Source organism: Streptomyces sp. MUM 2J (assembly GCF_022414535.1).
In the GTDB taxonomy this organism is placed as follows: Bacteria; Actinomycetota; Actinomycetes; order Streptomycetales; family Streptomycetaceae; genus Streptomyces.
Genome location: NZ_JADWYM010000003.1, coordinates 296518 through 313577, shown reverse-complemented (window position 1 = coordinate 313577; position 17060 = coordinate 296518). Strand labels below are relative to the sequence as shown.

The following is a 17060-nucleotide window of genomic DNA, read 5'->3' as shown; positions in this document are numbered from 1 at the left end:
GCATGCTGGAACACCGCGATGAGAGCCGGCCCGGAGCGGGATGAGAGGGGGCTGTGGACCCTGCCGGGCGGTGGCACGCGCTCCCCGGGCGTTCCGTCACCCCCGCGCCCTTCGCCCCGGGTCCGGTTCGCCTGCGCGGATCGCGGATCGCGGACCGCTCGGCGCCGGGACGCCGATGCGGCCGACGGGACGTCGCACGTCAGAGCGACCCGGTAGGCTTCGAGGGCATGCGCGTCCAACGGGCGCGCGCCCGGGGGGTCCCGGGGCGCAGGGCGGCAGAACGGGGAGGAACCGGCGGTGCACGTCCAGGAGTGGCTCGACACGGTGCCCGCGGCTGCCGTCTACGCCGTGGTGGGGCTCGTCATCGGACTGGAGAGCCTGGGCATCCCCCTGCCCGGCGAGATCATCCTCGTCTCCGCCGCACTCCTGTCCTCCCAGAGCGGGGGCGTCGACCCGGTGGTGCTGGGCGCATGCGCCACCGCCGGTGCGGTGATCGGCGACTCCGTCGGCTACGCCATCGGCCGCAAGGGCGGACGACCGCTCCTGGCCTGGCTCGGCCGGAAGTTCCCCCGGCACTTCGGCGAGGCGCACGTCGCCACCGCCGAACGCTCCTTCCACAAGTGGGGCATGTGGGCCGTCTTCTTCGGCCGCTTCGTCGCCCTGCTGCGCATCTTCGCCGGGCCGCTCGCGGGTGTTCTGCGGATGCCCTACTGGAAGTTCCTCGTCGCCAACGTCCTGGGCGGCATCGTGTGGGCGGGCGGCACGACGGCGGTCATCTACTACCTCGGCGTGGTCGCCGAGTCCTGGCTGAAGCGGTTCTCGTGGCTGGGCCTGGTGGCGGCGGTGCTGATCGGCCTGACGTCGATGCTGGTGCTGAAGCGCAAGGCCAGGAAGGCAGAGGCCGCACAGCCGGAGCCGGCGCCCGTACCCGCCGGGGAGTAGCCCGACCGAGGGCGGCGCACGGGCCCGGCCGTGCACGCCACCCGGGACACCCCGTTCGGGCTCACCCGGCCGCGTCGTCCGAGGCGTCCCGGTGCGTCCTCGCCAGCTCCGCGTACAGGGTGCCGTTCAGCGTCACGCCCTGCCGTTCCTCCTCCGACAGCTCCCGCCTGACCCTGGCGGGCACACCGGCGACCAGCGAACCCGGCGGCACCACCATGCCCTGCGGCACGAGCGCCTGCGCGGCCACCAGGGAGCCGGCGCCGATCACCGCGCCGTTCAGCACCGTCGCGCCCATACCGATCAGGCAGTCGTCCTCCACCGTCGCGCCGTGCACCACCGCGTTGTGGCCGATGGAGACGCGCTCGCCGACCGTGACGGGGAAGCCGGGGTCGGCGTGCAGGGTGCAGTTGTCCTGCACGTTGCTGCCGGCGCCCACACGGATGCTCTCCACGTCGCCGCGCAGGACCGCGCCGTACCAGACGCTCGCGCCCGCGGCGAGGGTCACGTCGCCGATCACCGAGGCCGTGGGTGCCACGAACGTGTCCCCGTCGACCCGCGGCCTTCTGCCGTCGATGCCCCGGATCAGCGCCTGCTGCGTCATCGTCGCCTCCTGCTCGTCGGTACACCGGCACCGTACGCCACCCGGTGGGGCGAAGATCACAGGGCTACGGAGTGATGGGTCCGCCCCGCGGCGATTACCGTGAGCGCGTGCCCAAGCGCAAGAACACGTTCTCATCCTGGCGGCGCCGCCTCGCGCAGCGCGCCGTCCACGCGGCCTGGTCGTGGGTACAGCGCAGGGGGTCCGTGACGGCCGAACATCCCGCGGGATTCCGCTTCGGCGCGATGGGAACAGGTACCAGGCTCGCGTTCCCGCTCGGCACGGTCTTCGGCGAACCGTGGATCCACGTCGGCGCCCACTGCATCATCGGCGAGCAGGTCACCCTGACCGCCGGCCTCATGCCCGATCTCGACCTCGGGCCCGAACCCATCCTGCGCCTCGGTGACGGCGTCGTGCTGGGCCGCGGCAGCCACGTCATCGCGGACACCACGATCACCATCGGCAGCGACTGCTATTTCGGTCCGTACGTCTACATCACCTCGACGAACCACTCGTACGACGATCCCCACGAGCCGATCGGCAAGCAGTGGCCGCGCATGGAGCCGGTGGAGATCGGGCCGGGCTGCTGGATCGGCACCGGAGCGGTGATCCTGCCCGGGGCGCGGATCGGACGGAACGTGGTCGTCGCGGCGGGCGCGGTCGTGCGCGGGGCGGTCCCCGACCACGCGGTGGTGGCGGGGGCGCCCGCCCGGGTCGTACGGCGCTGGACGCCCGACGGCGGCTGGCAGCCGCCGCTGCGCACGCCGGCCCCGGTGCCGATACCCCAGGACGTCACGCCGGAGCAGTTGCGGGCGCTGTCGGCACTGGACGCGGAGGGGGCGGCACGGCTGGCCGCACTCGACGAGGAGCAGGCGGCACGGCTCGCCCGGCTGGAGCCGGAGGGGTGACGCCGCGTCGGCCTGCCGTCGGCAGCAGGGTGCCGGCCAGGGCCGGGCCCGCGCCCGCCGCCCGGACGCCGCGCAGCCGTTCGCGGAGGAAGCCGCGTGCGGCCAGCGCGGTCACCACGGGGTGGAGCGAGGACGGCGGCGACGGTGACCGGTCCGTGCTGGGCGGCGATGGCGTCCGCGGCCGACTGCTGCCACGGGCCGCCTCGCAGTACAGTTCGGTGAACGATCGGGTGCACCACACGGTAGTTCACTCAATCAAACTCCGTCATCCAAGATATTGAACCCTCCGGGCCTCGCCGGGCCCACTGGAACCGCCGGACCCTTTGGATCTGTCTCCTTGGCCGAGAACGTCGAAAACCCTGGACGGACCGTGTCGGACCTCGACCTGCTGACCCAGTCCCTGGCGCGCAACGTCAAACGCTGGCGCACCGAGCGCGGCTTCACCCTGGACGCTCTGGCCGCCAGGGCCGGCGTCAGCCGCGGCATGCTCATCCAGATCGAGCAGGCGCGCACCAACCCGAGCATCGGCACCGTGGTCAAGATCGGCGACGCGCTCGGCGTCAGCATCACCACCCTGCTGGACTACGAGCAGGGCCCGAAGGTCCGCGTCGTCCCCGCCGAACAGGCCGTACGGCTCTGGCGCACGGACGCGGGCAGCTACAACCGCCTCCTCGCCGGCGCCGAGGCTCCCGGCCCGCTGGAGATGTGGGACTGGCGGCTGATGCCGGGCGAGTCCAGCCCCTCCGACCCGCACCCCACCGGCACGGTCGAGCTCGTCCATGTCACGGCCGGTGAGCTGACCCTCACTCTGGACGGTGTCCCCTACCGCGTCCCTGCGGGTTCCAGCGCCTCCTTCGAGGCCGACGCGCCCCACACCTACGGCAACGAGGGGGACGCGCCGATGGAGATGGTCATGGCGGTCTCCGTCCCACCCGTCCGCTGATCCGGTCCGCGCCCCCAGCGGGTCGCACCGGCGGCCGTGCACGCGCCCACCGGGCACGCCGTCCGAGGTCCCCGCTCCGACCGCCTCGGGGAGCCGGCCGCCCCCCGGCACGCCCGCGGGTGCCCTGTGTCCGCCCGCCCCGGGCCCGTACCGCCCGTACCCGCACCCGCCGCGCCGTGCCGCCCGGGCCACGGTCCCCTCGCCCGGGCCGGTCCGGCGAAGGCGGGGGCGGGGGCGGGTCACGGCGACGCGTGGTGGGCCAGGGGCCGGTGCGGGTCCGGTACCCCGGGGGCGGGTTCCGGGTCGGCGTGCACCAGGGCGGCCGTCAGGCGGGGCACGGCGTGCAGCAGTGCGTGCTCGGCGTCCACGGACACGGCGTGCGCCTGCCGTACCGTCGCCTCGCCGTCCACCACGACCGCCACCTCGGCCCGCAGCCGGTGCCCGATCCAGCGCAGCCGCAGCTCGCCGACTCCGCGCACGCCCGGAACCGCGGTGAGCGCTTGTTCCGCACGGTCCACCAGCGCGGGGTCGACGGCGTCCAGCACCCGCCGGAACACCTCGCGGGCCGCGTCGCGCAGCACCAGCACGATCGCTGCCGTGATCGCCAGTCCCACGATCGGGTCGGCCTGCTCCCAGCCCAGGGCCGAGCCGACGGCGCCCAGCAGCACGGCCAGTGAGGTGAAGCCGTCGGTGCGGGCGTGGAGCCCGTCGGCGATCAGCGCCGCCGAGCCGATCGACCGGCCGACACGGATGCGGTGGCGGGCCACCCATTCGTTGCCCGCGAAGCCGATCAGCGCGGCGGCGGCGACGGCCGGCAGGTACGCGACCGGTCGTGGTGCGAGCAGACGGTCCACCGCGGCCCACGCGGCGAAGGCGGCGGACGCGGCGATCGTGAGCACGATCACGACGCCCGCCAGATCCTCCGCCCGGCCGTAGCCGTAGGTGAAGCGCCGCGTGGCGGCCCTGCGTCCCAGTACGAAGGCGATGCCGAGGGGGACGGCGGTCAGGGCGTCGGCCGCGTTGTGCACCGTGTCGCCGAGCAGGGCCACCGAGCCCGACGCCACCACCACGATCGCCTGTGCCAGCGCGGTCGCGCCGAGCACCGCCAGCGACACCCACACCGCGCGCATGCCCCGGGCGGAGGACTCCAGAGCGGCGTCGAGCTTGTCCGCGGTCCCGTGGGAGTGCGGGGTGAGGAGGTGGCCGAGCCGGTGGCGCAGGGAGGGGCGGGGGTGGTCGTGAGCATGCCCGTGCCCGTGCCCGGGAGCCTCGTGGGGGAGACCCCCCTGATCGTGTCGGTGTTCGTGCCGGTCGCTCACGTGGCTCCCCTTCCGGTGGGCGGAGGTGGACGCACGCACGCCCACGGGGTCATTATGTGCGTATGAGCGCACGCATGCACCTGTCATCTGCACACGATGCGCATCCGCGCACCCCCGGCGAGGAGCAGTTCGCGCTCGCCGCCGAAGTCCTCGCCCTGCTCGGCGACCGGACCCGGCTCGTTCTGGTGCACGCGCTGACGTCCTCGGAGGCGGACGTCACGACACTCACCGAGGTCTGCGGGGCGGCGCGTCCGGCGGTCAGCCAGCATCTGGCGCGGCTGCGCCTCGCGGGCCTGGTGACCACCCGCAAGGAGGGCAGGCGGGTGGTCTACTCGCTGCGGGACGGGCATCTGCGCCGCCTGGTGGACGAGGCGCTGAGCGTCGCCGACCACCGGCTCACCGACCGCCCGCCGCACGACTGACCGGGGTCCGGTCCGGGCCGTTTCCGTGCCACCGCCCGGCGGCCGCCGCCTAGGGCGTGTTTCGAAAGTAGCGTCGTCTGCCCGAAGGGCAGGCCTGGCGGCGTCTGGTGCGTGCGATCGCAAGGCGGAGGGTCGCCCCGATACTGGATGTATCGGGGCGAGCCCGACAACGCGGCGAGCGTGCGTGCCAGACGCCGCCAGGCAGGCGGGACTTTCGAAACACGCCCTAACTCCCGCCGAGCAACGGGATCTCGATCGCAGGACAGCGGTCCATCACCATCTCCACTCCCGCGGCCCGCGTACGGTCGTACGCCGCCTCGTCGACGACACCGAGCTGGAACCACACGGCCCGGGCGCCCTTCGCGACCGCCTCGTCCGCCACCGCGCCCGCCAGGGCGCTGTTGACGAAGACGTCGACCACGTCCACGTCGAACGGGATGTCCGCGAGGCAGGCGTAGCCCCGCTCGCCGTGCACCGTCTCGGCCTTCGGGTGCACGGGTACGACGCGCTTGCCGTGGCGCCTGAGCACCTCGGCCACCCCGTGGGCGGCGCGCCGCCGGTTCGAGGACAGGCCCACCACCGCCCACGTGTCGCCGAACTCGGTGAGGATCTTGCGGACCGCCGCGTCGTCGCCGTACAAGGCCAGTCTCCCTTGGTATCGGGGTACGTTCCGTCGAGACGGACAACCACACTCCGGCCGTCGGGATTCCGCCGCCGACCGGCGCGTTCACCGCCACCCTGCCCGGAATCCGCGCGACCGGACTGCGCGCGGCCGTCCGCGCGCCTACGCTCACTGCGTGCTGCGCATCATCGACGACCGAACCGGCGAGCCCGTCGAGGCCGCCCCGGTCCGCCGTGGGCTGACCCGCATCGAGGCCCACGCGCCGGGCTACGACCCCACCGCCCTGCGCGTCCTCCTCGTCACCGACCTGCTCGTACGCGCCCTCGAACTCGGCGGCACACCCGTGTGGGCGCTCCTCGACGCCCCACGGCAGCAGGCCGAGCTGCGGGCGGGCGCGGCGGCCCTCGGCATGCGGCCCCTGGAGGACAGCCGGGACGTGGCCGCCGGACTCGGCGAGGCCCAGGTCGTCCATGTGGCTCCACAGGGCGCCGGCATCGCCGACGGCGTCCTGCTGGCCGTCGGCCCGGTCGAGGTGGAGCCGGGCGAGCCGGTCACGGACGCCGACCCGGCCGCCGTACGCCTGGCCCTGCTGGGCGCGCCCCGCACCGCCGCCGTGCGGTTGGACCCGGCCGTGCTCGCCGCGGCGGGCGACACCCTCGCCCGCCGGCGGCACGCCGTAGCCGACTGGGCCCGCCGGCCCTCCCGGCCCGTCCCGGACGCCGTACGCGCCCGGCTCCGCGCCGCCTGGGAGAACGACCTCGACATCCCCGCCGTCCTGCGCGTCCTGCACGACGTGGCGCAGGCCCCACCCGGGGAGCTGCCCGACGGCGCCCGCTTCGAGACCTACGTCCACGCCGACCGGCTCCTCGGCCTCGACCTCGCCCGCGACGTGGGGGCACCGTCATGACCGGGCGCGCGGGCGGCGGGCCGATGCGCCGCCTCGTCGTGCTGCGGCATGCCAAGTCCGCCTGGCCGGAAGGCACCCCCGACCACGAGCGTCCGCTCGGTCCCCGGGGCCTGCGCGACGCCCCCGCCGCCGGCCGTGCGCTCGCCGCCGCCGACTGCCTGCCCGACCTCGCCCTGTGCTCCACCGCCGTCCGCGCCCGCCGGACCTGGGAACTGGCCTCGGCCCAGTGGGGCACCCCGCCGCCCGTGCGGTACGACGAACGGCTGTACGCCGCCGACGCCCCCGCGCTCCTCGACGCCGTCCGGCAGGCGCCTGCGCACGTCGGCACCCTGCTGCTGGTCGGGCACAACCCCGGCCTGGCGAACCTCGTCCTCGACCTGGCGGGCGACGGCCTCGACGACACCCTGGAGCGGGTGCGCGCCAAGTTCCCGACGGCCGCGATCGCCGTCCTCTCCTGGTACGGCCCCTCCTGGCAGGCGCTCACCCCCGGAGCCGCCCTGCTGACGGCGGTCACGGTGGCGCGGGGTGCGAAGCGGTAGACAGGGCACGGGGCGACCGAGGGGGAGCGGCCGGCATGCCCCCGCATAGGCTGGCCGGATGCAGGACGAGTACCGCACCATCGCCCGCACCGGCGTGCACGAGACCGAGGTCAACCGCTCCCGCTTCCTGTGCGCCCTCGCGCCGGCGGCCACCGAGCAGGAGGCGCAGGACTTCATCGCCGCGGTGCGCAGGGAGCACGCCGACGCCACGCACAACTGCTGGGCGTACGTCGTCGGCGCCGACGCCGCGATCCAGAGGGCCAGCGACGACGGGGAACCGGGCGGCACCGCAGGCGTGCCGATGCTCCAGATGCTGCTGCGCCGGGACATGCGCTACGTGGTCGCCGTCGTCACCCGCTACTACGGCGGCGTCAAGCTCGGCGCCGGCGGCCTGATCAGGGCCTACGGCGGCGCCGTGGGCGAGGCCCTGGACGCGCTCGGCACCCTCACCCGCCGCCGGTTCCGGCTCGCCACGGTCACCGTCGACCACCAGCGCGCCGGCAAGCTCCAGAACGACCTGCGGGCCACCGGGCGCGAGGTGCGCGACGTACGGTACGCCGAGGTGGTCACCCTGGAGATCGGGCTGCCGGACGCCGACGTGGACGCCTTCCGCGCCTGGCTCGCCGACGCCACCGCCGGGACGGCCGACTTCGAGCCGGGCGCAGAGGCCTACGGCGACGTGTGAGTCGGGAGGGCGACGGCTCCGGCGCCAGGTACTTCTCGCCGATCCGCCGATCCGCCGATCCGCCGATCCGCCGATCCGCCGATCCGCCGATCCGCCGATCCGCCGATCCGAGCGGTGAACGGCCGCCCACTCCTCAGGGCCCGCGCCCGCGGACGGGGCGACGCGAAGGCGACGGAGCGGGCAGAGGGCCCGGTGACGGGCGAACACGGGAGTAACCGCCCGTGGTGTCGGACCCGGACGTTAGTCTCGGGGATCATGCGACTGCTGCACACGTCCGACTGGCATCTCGGCCGGGCCTTCCATCGGGTGAACATGCTCGGTGCCCAGGCCGGGTTCGTCGACCACCTGGTGGCCGCCGTGCGCGAGCACGACGTCGACGCGGTGGTGGTCGCGGGGGACGTGTACGACCGGGCGGTGCCGCCGCTCGCCGCGGTCGAGCTGTTCGACGACGCCCTGCACAGGCTCGCCGCCCTCGGCGTGCCGACGGTGATGATCTCCGGGAACCACGACTCGGCCCGACGCCTCGGCGTGGGCGCCGGTCTCATCGGACGCGCCGGCATCCACCTGCGCACCGACCCGGCCGCCTGCGGCACGCCCGTGGTGCTGCAGGACGCGTTCGGTGACGTCGCCTTCTACGCCCTGCCCTACCTCGAACCGGCCCTGGTGAAGGACACGTTCGGGGTGGAGAGGGCGGGGCACGAGCCGGTGCTGGCCGCCGCCATGGACCGGGTCCGCGCCGACCTCGCCGCCCGTGCCCCGGGGACCCGCTCCGTCGTCCTCGCGCACGCCTTCGTCTCCGGCGGCCGGGCCAGCGACAGCGAGCGCGACATCACCGTCGGCGGTGTGGCCGCCGTCCCCACCGGTGTCTTCGACGGTGTCGACTACGTGGCGCTGGGCCACCTGCACGGCTGCCAGACCCTCACCGAGCGCGTCCGCTACTCCGGCTCCCCACTGCCGTACTCCTTCTCCGAGGCCGACGACCGCAAGTCCATGTGGCTGGTCGATCTCGGCGCCGACGGCTCCCTCACCGCCGAGCGCCTCGACTGCCCGGTGCCCCGGCCGCTGGCCCGCCTGCGCGGCACCCTGGACGAGCTGCTGGCCGACCCCGGCCTCACCCGGCACGAACGGGCCTGGGTGGAGGCGACACTCACCGACCCGGTGCGGCCCGCCGACCCCATGGCCCGGCTCACCGAGCGCTTCCCGCACACGCTCAGCCTGGTCTTCGCCCCCGACCGGGCCCCGGACGACCCCTCCGTGTCCTACGCACGGCGCCTGGCCGGGCGCACCGACCGGCAGATCGCCGAGGACTTCGTCGCCCATGTGCGCGGCGCCGGCCCCGACGGCCGCGAACAGGCGGTCCTGCGCGACGCCGTCGACGCCGTCCGCGCGGGCCACGCCGTGCGCGAGGTGGCGCCGTGACGAGCGCCGCCCGGCAGGATCCAGGGGTGCGGCGCACCCGAAGCGCACGGGAGACCCGATGAGACTGCACCGGCTCGGCATCACCGCCTTCGGGCCCTTCGGCGGCTCGCAGACGGTCGACTTCGACGAGCTGTCCGCCGCCGGCCTCTTCCTGCTGCACGGACCCACCGGCTCGGGCAAGACCTCCGTCCTGGACGCCGTGTGCTACGCGCTGTACGGCACCGTCCCCGGCGCCCGCCAGAGCGGCCAGGGCACGGCCCTGCGCAGCGACCACGCGGCCCCCGGCACCCGCACCGAGGTCACCCTCGAACTCACCGTCGCCGGACGGCGCCTGGAACTCACCCGGCAGCCCCCGTGGGAGCGCCCGAAGCTGCGCGGCACGGGCATGACGGTCGACAAGGCCCAGTCCTGGCTGCGCGAGTACGACGCCACGACGGGCGCCTGGAAGTCACTGAGCCGCTCGCACCAGGAGATCGGGGAGGAGATCGTCCAGCTGCTCGGTATGAGCCGCGAGCAGTTCTGCCAGGTCGTGCTGCTGCCCCAGGGCGACTTCGCCCGCTTCCTGCGGGCCGACGCCGAGGCACGCGCCCGGCTGCTGGGGCGCCTGTTCGACACCCGTCGCTTCGCCGAGGTCGAGCAGCGGCTCGCCGAACGCCGCAGGACGACCGAGACACAGGTGCGCGAGGGAGATGCGGCACTGCTGGCCGACGCCCACCGTATGCAGCAGGCCGCCGGTGACGCCATGGAGCTCCCGGACCTGTCACCCGGCGAGCCCGGCCTCACCGAGGCCGTTCTGACCGCCGCCGCGGTCGCCCGCGCCACCGCCCGCGAACAGCTCACCGTCGCCCGCTGCCGGCTCGCCGCCGCCGAATCCGCACAGGCCGCCGCCGACCGCACCCTGGCCGAGGTCCGCGAGCTCGACCGTCTCCAGCGGCGCTTCGCCCAGGCACAGGAACGGGCCCGCCGCCTGGAGCAGGGAGCCGCGGCCCACCAGGAGGCGCAGACGCGCATGCAGCGGGCCCTGAAGGCGGAGAAGGTGGCGCCCGCACTGGAACTGCGCGACGCCGCGGACACCGAGCACCGGCGCGCCACCGGCGCCGAGGCGAACGCGCGGGCCCTGCTGTCGCCGGACTGCGCCGACGCCGATGCCGCCGGACTCGCCGCGGCCGCCCGTCGGGCCACCGAGGAACTGGGCGGCCTCGACTCCGCCCGCCGCGCCGAGCGGCGCCTGCACGAGCTCCTCACCGAGCGGACCGGCCTCGACCGCCAGGAACGCGCCGACGACGACGTCCTCTCCGAGGCCACGACCTGGCTCGACGGGTGGGACGCGGCCCGGGCCGGGCTCCAGCACCGCATCGACACGGCACAGGAAGCGGCGACCCGTGCCGAGCAGCTCTCCGTGCAGCGCGAGCCCGCCCGGCAGCGCCTGCACGCGGCCCGGCTGCGCGACCGGCTCGTCGGCGACGTCGAGAGCGCCGCCGACGGTGAGGGCGCGGCCCGCGCGCGGATGCTGCAGGCCAAGGCGCACTGGCTCGACGTCAAGGAGCAGCGCCTGAACGGCATCGCCGCGGAGCTGGCCGGACACCTGGAGGACGGCGCCCCCTGCGCGGTCTGCGGATCCACCCGGCACCCCGCCCCGGCCCGCAAGGACGCCGGGCACGTGGACCGCTCCGCCGAGGAGCGCGCCCTGGCCGCCCACCAGGAGGCCGAGGAGGCCCACACGGCGGTGGAACGGCGGCTGGCCACCGTGCGCGAGGCCCTGGCCGCGGCCACGGCCGAGGCGGGCGAGGCATCCACGGAACGACTGGCCCGCGACGCGGACGAGCTGGAGCGGCGGTACACGCAGGCCCGCCAGGCCGCCTCCGGTCTCCACGGCGCGCACGAGGAACTGCGCCGCGCCGAGCAGGAGTACGAGCGCCGCACCGCCGAGCGGCAGCGGGCCGAGCTGGCAGCCGCCTCCCGGGCGGCCCGCCGCGACACCCTCGACCGTGAGCGGGCCGCATTGGAGGCGGAGCTGGCCGAGGCCCGAGGCGAAGCGGGCAGCGTGGCCGAGCGCGCCGCCCAGCTCCAGCGCAGGGCGACCCTGCTGACGGAGGCCGCCGAGGCCACCCGACTGGCCGAGGCCGGCGCGCAGCGCCTGAAGGACGCCGACGCGCGGCTCGCCGACGTCGCCTTCCGCGCGGGGTTCGACACCCCACGGGCCGCTGCCGCCGCACTCCTCGACGATGCCGCCCATCGAGCACTGCAACGGCGCCTGGACGAGCGGCAGTCCGAGGAGGTCGCCGTCCGCGCGGCTCTCACCGAGCCCGGCACCGCCGCGGCGGCGGAGCGCCCCCCGGCCGATCCCACGGCCGCGGAGCAGGCCGCCTCGGCCGCCACCCGGCGGCTCCGGGAGGCCGCCTCCGCACACGACGCCGCGGTCCGGCGCTGCGAGGAACTCGACCGGCTGTCCACACGCGCGGCCCACGGCGCACGCCGCCTGGCCCCACTGCGCGAGGACCACGACCGCGTGGCGCGCCTGGCGGCACTCGCGGCGGGCACCTCCGCCGACAACCAGCGCAGGATGCGCCTTGAGTCCTACGTCCTGGCCGCGCGCCTGGAGCAGGTCGCCGCTGCTGCGACCGTACGGCTCCAGCGCATGTCGTCGGGCCGCTACACCCTCGTCCACTCCGACGACCGCACCGGCCGCGGCCGAAGCGGCCTGGGCCTGCACGTCGTGGACGCGTGGACCGGGCGCGAGCGGGACACGGCGACGCTGTCCGGCGGGGAGACGTTCTTCGCCTCCCTCGCCCTCGCCCTCGGCCTTGCCGACGTGGTCACCGACGAGACCGGCGGGGTCCGCCTGGACACCCTCTTCATCGACGAGGGCTTCGGCAGCCTCGACGAGCAGACCCTCGACGAGGTCCTCGACGTCCTGGACTCCCTGCGGGAACGCGACCGAAGCGTCGGGATCGTCAGCCACGTCGCCGACCTGCGGCGTCGCATCCCGGCCCAACTGGAGGTTCGCAAGGGGCGAGCGGGCTCCTCGGTGCGGCTGCGCACCGGGGCGGACGCGCTGGGCGGCTGATCAGGCGGCTGCTCCCGAGACCGCCGCCGGAGGATCCTGCCCGTTCCTGCCGCGTCCTTCCCCCGGGTCGTCCTTCCCCGCCTTTCCCCGCCTTTCCCCGGCTTGTCCCCCGGAGGGGGGTGTGCACCGTCCCGCAGCCGACCCGGCAGCCAAGCCGGCCACGCCCCGAGATCAGTTCCGCTGCAACAGCACGAACCCGTCCTGGTCGGCGACCTCGGTGTACCCGTTGGCACGTGCCGTGTTGAGGGCGGCCTGCTCGGCGGTGTCGGAAAGCGGCCATCGTCGGTCGTCGGGGATCTGCGTGTCCACCATGATCCACTCCGGATCCGGACGACTCCCGGCCCAGCCGAAGAGGCTCACACTGGTCCGGTTGGTGAGCTGAGGAACCAGATTCGTGGACGCCTGTACGGTGGCACCGTCGGGAATGAGGCGCATCACGTCGCGCGCGGCACCCAGTCGGGGCGTGCTGCGCCAGGTGGCCGGCTGGACGAGCTGCCAGAGAGGGAACTGCGGGAGCAACAACAGGGTCACCGCGAGCGAGCCCGCCAGATACCTCCGCAGGCTCGCCACGTGCCCGCGTCGGACGAGCGCGTCCACAAAGGCGGCGAAGGCGATGGTCATCAGCACCAGCGAGTAGTGGAAGCCGGTGCCCCAGTTGAAGCTGTCGTTGGAGGCGAAGCGCCATGCGAGCGTCGGCACCGCGACCCACATCAGCGGTGATCGAAGAGCCAGGAACAGCGTGGGTGCCAGCACGAACAGCAGGGTCGACACCTTCGTCACCGGGGTGATGAGGCCAATGGTGTGGTGGTACAGCATCCCGGTCAGGCCCTGTCCCGCACCGGCGGGTTCCCCCAGCCGGTCCCAGTAGCCGAATGAACCCGTCGGACTGAACGCAGGCAGGACGAGGAACAGGGTCAGCAAGGCCCCCGCCAGTCCGATCCCCGCCGTCGCGAGGCCGATTCGCCGATTCCCGCGCCAGGCGATGACCAGGCCGATCGCGGTGACCGTCAGACCAAGATCCTCCTTGACCAACAGCAGCGGCAGCGCCCAGACCGCCGCCGCACGCAGCCGCCCCTGGCCCAGAGCGCACAGGGAGCAGGCCAGCAGCGGTGCTGCGAAGGCGACCTCGTGGAAGTCGAAGCCGACGGCACTCGCCACTCCCCAGGACAGCCCGTAGCCTGCGCCGATGACCAGACCCGCCGGCAGCCCCAGTGACCGGCGGGCCCAGCGGGCCAACGGGATGGCGCTCGCGGCCACGAGCGCGGCCTGGGCGACCAGGAGCGTCTTCGGTGACGGCCACACCCGGTAGAACGGGGCCAACAGTGCGAGGACGGGGTGGAAGTGGTCTCCGAGCAGCGGGAAGTCCGGCCCTTTCAGTTCGGACACGGGCAACTCGCCATGTGCGTAAGAGCGAATCGCCTGCTCGAAGATTCCGAGGTCGTAGCTGTTGGACAACAAACGCTCATGGGTGCGCAGGGACACCAGCGCGTAGACGAAGAACAGTACGCCGGACAGTGCCCAGATCTGCCACCCGATACCTTCTTCTCCCCCGGGTGTTCTCCCCTCGTCCGCGCTTCGCTGCGCAGGAGTTTCTCGCGTGGAGAGCTGAACGGGAACTGCTGTCACGGCCGGCACCCTTCCGAGGCTGGATCATGGATCAGGTTTCTCGCGTCTTGGTCTCTGAGTGAGGGGGATCGGAGGAGCATCCGGGAATCCGGGCCCAACCGCCTCGGTCGATACCGACCAGCGCGCCGGGATTTCAGGCCTGGCGTGTCGTATGACGGAGTGCGTGGCATCAGGTCAGCCGGCTGCCGGAGACGGGTTTCTCCTCCAGCCCGCTGGCGCGGTGGGGGCTTGGTGGGCAACGCCGGTGGAGTCTGCCCGTCGGGTGGCGAGCACCTCCTCACTGAAGCGCCGGTTCTTCACCGTCTGTGCGCGGATCCTTTCGGGCAGGTCAGGCATCTGCAGCAGACGATCACACGCGCTGATGGCCCCGGCATGGTCACCCACCCAGTAGGAGGTGATGGAGAACTCGAAGAGCAGCCCCCATCGGTAGACCCACGGCTGCGTGAACAACAGGTCCTCGGCAGGCATGGCGCTCCCCACCACGCTGCTCACCCATGCATGTGCGCTGTGGTACCGCCTCATTCCGCGCAGTCGCGTGACCATCTCGTAGCAGGCTTCCAGGCGCTGTGGACGGCTCTCCCATGCCTGGACGAAGGCTTCCATGGCGTGTGGCCAGTCCCCGACGGAGGACCTGAGAACTCCGATCTGCAGGAGTGACCAGTACACCTCCTCGGCCCACCCGCCAAGCTCGACACGGCGCTGGTACAGCCGGACGGCCTCGTCGGTGCGCCCCAAGTCCTTCATGGTCTGCGCGAGATAGAAGACGGTTCTGGGATCATCAGGGTTACGCTGCAACTCGCCCTCGAGGAGCCGCGCATCACGCTCGAACTTGTCGTGCTTGCTTCCACCGTCGCCGTGGTCGACGATGACGAGCGCGTCCAGGTTTTCCTGACGAATGTCTTGATCACACGTCAGGTATTCATGTGTCACACCCTCGTATCGCCAGGGCAGGTCCCCACGAACCAACCGGCGGATCCGGTAGGACGTGTCACAGGCATGACGCAGCATGTACGCGTCCGCGGACAACGGAGGCAGAGGTCCTTCCCGGCGGACTTCCAGGTCGGCGTCCACGAGGAGCAGGTAGTCGGCTTTGCCGCGGGCGTGCTGGAGGTTCAGGCTGCGGTTGTGACCGAAGTCCACCCACGGCTCTTCGTGCAGGACGCCGGGAACATCCGCGAGAGTTCGGCGAATGCAGTCCTGTGTCCCGTCGGTCGACCCGGTGTCGGAGATGACCCACGTGTCGATGAGTCCCTTCACCGAGGTCAGACAACGCTCGATGACCTTCGACTCGTTCTTGACGATCATGCACAGGCAGATGGACGGCCGCACGGAGATCTCCTCGGCGAGGACGAATGGGGTGAGAGAGGTGTCCCCTCCTCCGCGAGGACATGTCCCGCGAGGGAGGAACCACAGCGATGCTGCTCCGTCGCGCCGTGATCAGCCGGGGCCGTCGGCGGGCCCCGACTTCGGTGCCGGCATCGACGGCTGGACCGTCACGGACTCGATGACCACCGGAGTGCGGGGCCTGCCGTCGGTCGAGTTGTCCCGCGTCCCGTTGGCGCCGATCTCCTTCACGACGTCCAGGCCGTCCACCACCCGGCCGAAGGGCGTCCATTCCGGTGGCATCCTGACCGAGGGGTCGGCGTAGCTGATGAAGAACTGGCTCCCGTTGCGGCCGGGCACCACTTTGGACATGCCAACGGTTCCCGCCGGGTAGGACGCGCCCCTCAGATTCTCCTCCTTGAAGTAGTACCCGGGGTCGGCTGTTCCCTGGCCGGAAGGGTCCCCGCATTCCAGGACGAAGATGTTCTGCGTCGTCACACGGTGACAGGCGCTCTGGTCGTAGTAGCCCTTGCCGGCCAGGTAGGCGAAGGAGTTGGTGGCGCAGGGTGCGCGGGTGGTCAGCGCCTCGAAGGTGATGGTGCCCATGTTGGTAACCAGTCGGACGCTGTACGGACGTGCGGCCTTCGTCGCGTCATAGGGCGGCACGGCGACGGCCTTCCCTGCCTTGCTAGGCATGTACACGCACGTGGATGTGGTCCCTGCCAGGGGCCGCGCTTGCACCGTTTCCCCGGTGAGCGTCAGGGCGGCCCATGTCATCCCTGCGCCGACCACGCCGACGGAGAGAGCGGTCACCACCAGGCGGGACTTCCGACGTGCGCCGCGCCCCGGGTCGCGCTCGTCACCTCCCTCGGCTGGGCCCTTGCGCCACGGTCCGGGGGTGCGGGCCTTCGATCCTCGGTCGACGCCAGACATGTACACCTCGGTGCATGGGGTGGTGAGCGCCCGGTGCGTGTCACCGGGCGTTCCGGTCCACACACCGTTCCCATGCACAGGGCGCGCGTATGCGGAGAAGGGCTGAATAGACCCCGTTCAGATGGCAGGCCCTGAGTCGTCTGCACGGTCCGTCGGCCGTGGGCATGAGCGGGTGATTCACTCATTCAGCAGCGCCGGATCAGTGACCGGCTTCGACCGGCGAGCAGCCGCAGGCGAGACGTCCGCCCCCACGTCATGGAGAGGCGGTTCCTCCACCGGGCCACGGCACGGGCGGCACTCGGACAAGCGGAGCCGAGCAGATTCCGGCACGGTGAGGGCGCCTTGGGCGCCCGGGCCGGATGGAGTTGCGTGGGGACCACGGGGCGGCCGCCGGTCACCCGGGGCGGCCCGTAGGCGCTGGAGCGTCAGCCCGCCATGGCACCCGGTGTCACTCCCACTCCTGGTTCCCCCGCATGCACAGAAAGTAATTAAGTGTGATGATCTGATTACTGACTGCGATCTGCGGTGAGCGTGGCCAACCTCTCGAAAGGTAAGGGAATGAGCGTTCGATCGAGACGCGCCGGGGTGAGGGGACTCCGTCGCCGGCGCCTGTGGGGACTGGTAGGAGTCACCGCAACGGTTCTCTCAGTCAGCAACGTCGGCACGGCCGCAAGCGTGCCCCTGGAGTTGACCCGTTCGGCCGGGCAAGCCCCACAGACCTCGCAAGACCCCTGCTCGCCGAAATGTCACGCGGACGACCAGCACGACAAGGGCGACCACGGCAAGGGTGGCCACGACAAGGGCGAC

The 17060-nt window shown here is 73.0% G+C and carries 15 protein-coding genes; 9 read left to right on the top strand and 6 right to left on the bottom strand.

Annotation, left to right across the window (positions count from 1 at the left end):
- Nucleotides 1-297: 297 nt before the first annotated feature.
- Complete coding sequence (locus I3F54_RS04935) at nucleotides 298-942, top strand: DedA family protein (protein WP_240117337.1); 645 nt, start codon at nucleotides 298-300, stop codon at nucleotides 940-942.
- 61 nt (nucleotides 943-1003) lie between these two features.
- On the opposite strand, the gene I3F54_RS04930 is transcribed toward I3F54_RS04935, so the two are convergent.
- On the bottom strand, nucleotides 1004-1543 hold the full coding sequence (locus tag I3F54_RS04930) for a gamma carbonic anhydrase family protein (RefSeq protein WP_240117336.1): 540 nt from the start codon (nucleotides 1541-1543) through the stop codon (nucleotides 1004-1006).
- Between the two features lie 107 nt (nucleotides 1544-1650).
- Between I3F54_RS04930 and I3F54_RS04925 the strand changes: the two genes are divergently transcribed.
- Entirely contained in the window at nucleotides 1651-2448 is a 798-nt protein-coding gene (locus I3F54_RS04925) for an acyltransferase (RefSeq protein ID WP_240117335.1), read from the top strand.
- A gap of 370 nt (nucleotides 2449-2818) precedes the next feature.
- Entirely contained in the window at nucleotides 2819-3391 is a 573-nt protein-coding gene (locus I3F54_RS04920; protein ID WP_240117334.1) for a helix-turn-helix domain-containing protein, read from the top strand.
- 239 nt (nucleotides 3392-3630) lie between these two features.
- Here I3F54_RS04920 and I3F54_RS04915 read toward each other — a convergent pair whose 3' ends face one another.
- Nucleotides 3631-4710: a cation diffusion facilitator family transporter gene (locus I3F54_RS04915; protein WP_374205854.1), complete on the bottom strand. Its 1080-nt coding sequence runs from the start codon at nucleotides 4708-4710 to the stop codon at nucleotides 3631-3633.
- A gap of 62 nt (nucleotides 4711-4772) precedes the next feature.
- Between I3F54_RS04915 and I3F54_RS04910 the strand changes: the two genes are divergently transcribed.
- Entirely contained in the window at nucleotides 4773-5132 is a 360-nt protein-coding gene (locus I3F54_RS04910) for a metalloregulator ArsR/SmtB family transcription factor (RefSeq protein WP_240117333.1), read from the top strand.
- A gap of 226 nt (nucleotides 5133-5358) precedes the next feature.
- Here I3F54_RS04910 and I3F54_RS04905 read toward each other — a convergent pair whose 3' ends face one another.
- Complete coding sequence (locus tag I3F54_RS04905; RefSeq protein WP_240117332.1) at nucleotides 5359-5772, bottom strand: CoA-binding protein; 414 nt, start codon at nucleotides 5770-5772, stop codon at nucleotides 5359-5361.
- A 157-nt stretch (nucleotides 5773-5929) separates the two neighbouring features.
- Here I3F54_RS04905 and I3F54_RS04900 point away from each other — a divergent pair, with 157 nt between their 5' ends.
- From I3F54_RS04900 to I3F54_RS04880, 5 genes are all read left to right on the top strand, one after another.
- A complete protein-coding gene (locus I3F54_RS04900) occupies nucleotides 5930-6661 on the top strand; it encodes a hypothetical protein (protein ID WP_240117331.1) in 732 nt (243 codons plus the stop codon).
- Nucleotides 6658-7200 (top strand): histidine phosphatase family protein, encoded by a 543-nt coding sequence (locus I3F54_RS04895; RefSeq protein ID WP_240117330.1) that lies wholly within the window; start codon nucleotides 6658-6660, stop codon nucleotides 7198-7200. The genes I3F54_RS04900 and I3F54_RS04895 overlap by 4 nt, the downstream gene beginning before the upstream one ends.
- Before the next feature lie 58 nt (nucleotides 7201-7258).
- Nucleotides 7259-7885 carry a YigZ family protein gene (locus I3F54_RS04890; protein ID WP_240117329.1) on the top strand — a complete coding sequence of 209 codons (627 nt, stop codon included), beginning with the start codon at nucleotides 7259-7261 and terminating at the stop codon, nucleotides 7883-7885.
- Between the two features lie 255 nt (nucleotides 7886-8140).
- Nucleotides 8141-9304 carry an exonuclease SbcCD subunit D gene (locus tag I3F54_RS04885; protein WP_240117328.1) on the top strand — a complete coding sequence of 388 codons (1164 nt, stop codon included), beginning with the start codon at nucleotides 8141-8143 and terminating at the stop codon, nucleotides 9302-9304.
- A 58-nt stretch (nucleotides 9305-9362) separates the two neighbouring features.
- Nucleotides 9363-12371, top strand: coding sequence for an AAA family ATPase (locus I3F54_RS04880; protein WP_240117327.1), 3009 nt, complete (start codon nucleotides 9363-9365; stop codon nucleotides 12369-12371).
- A gap of 171 nt (nucleotides 12372-12542) precedes the next feature.
- On the opposite strand, the gene I3F54_RS04875 is transcribed toward I3F54_RS04880, so the two are convergent.
- From I3F54_RS04875 to I3F54_RS04865, 3 genes are all read right to left on the bottom strand, one after another.
- Nucleotides 12543-13997 (bottom strand): DUF2079 domain-containing protein, encoded by a 1455-nt coding sequence (locus I3F54_RS04875; RefSeq protein ID WP_240117326.1) that lies wholly within the window; start codon nucleotides 13995-13997, stop codon nucleotides 12543-12545.
- Nucleotides 13998-14171: 174 nt separating this feature from the next.
- Complete coding sequence (locus tag I3F54_RS04870; protein WP_240117325.1) at nucleotides 14172-15326, bottom strand: glycosyltransferase; 1155 nt, start codon at nucleotides 15324-15326, stop codon at nucleotides 14172-14174.
- Between the two features lie 108 nt (nucleotides 15327-15434).
- A complete protein-coding gene (locus I3F54_RS04865; RefSeq protein WP_240117324.1) occupies nucleotides 15435-16016 on the bottom strand; it encodes a peptidylprolyl isomerase in 582 nt (193 codons plus the stop codon).
- Between the last annotated feature and the right edge of the window lie 1044 nt (nucleotides 16017-17060).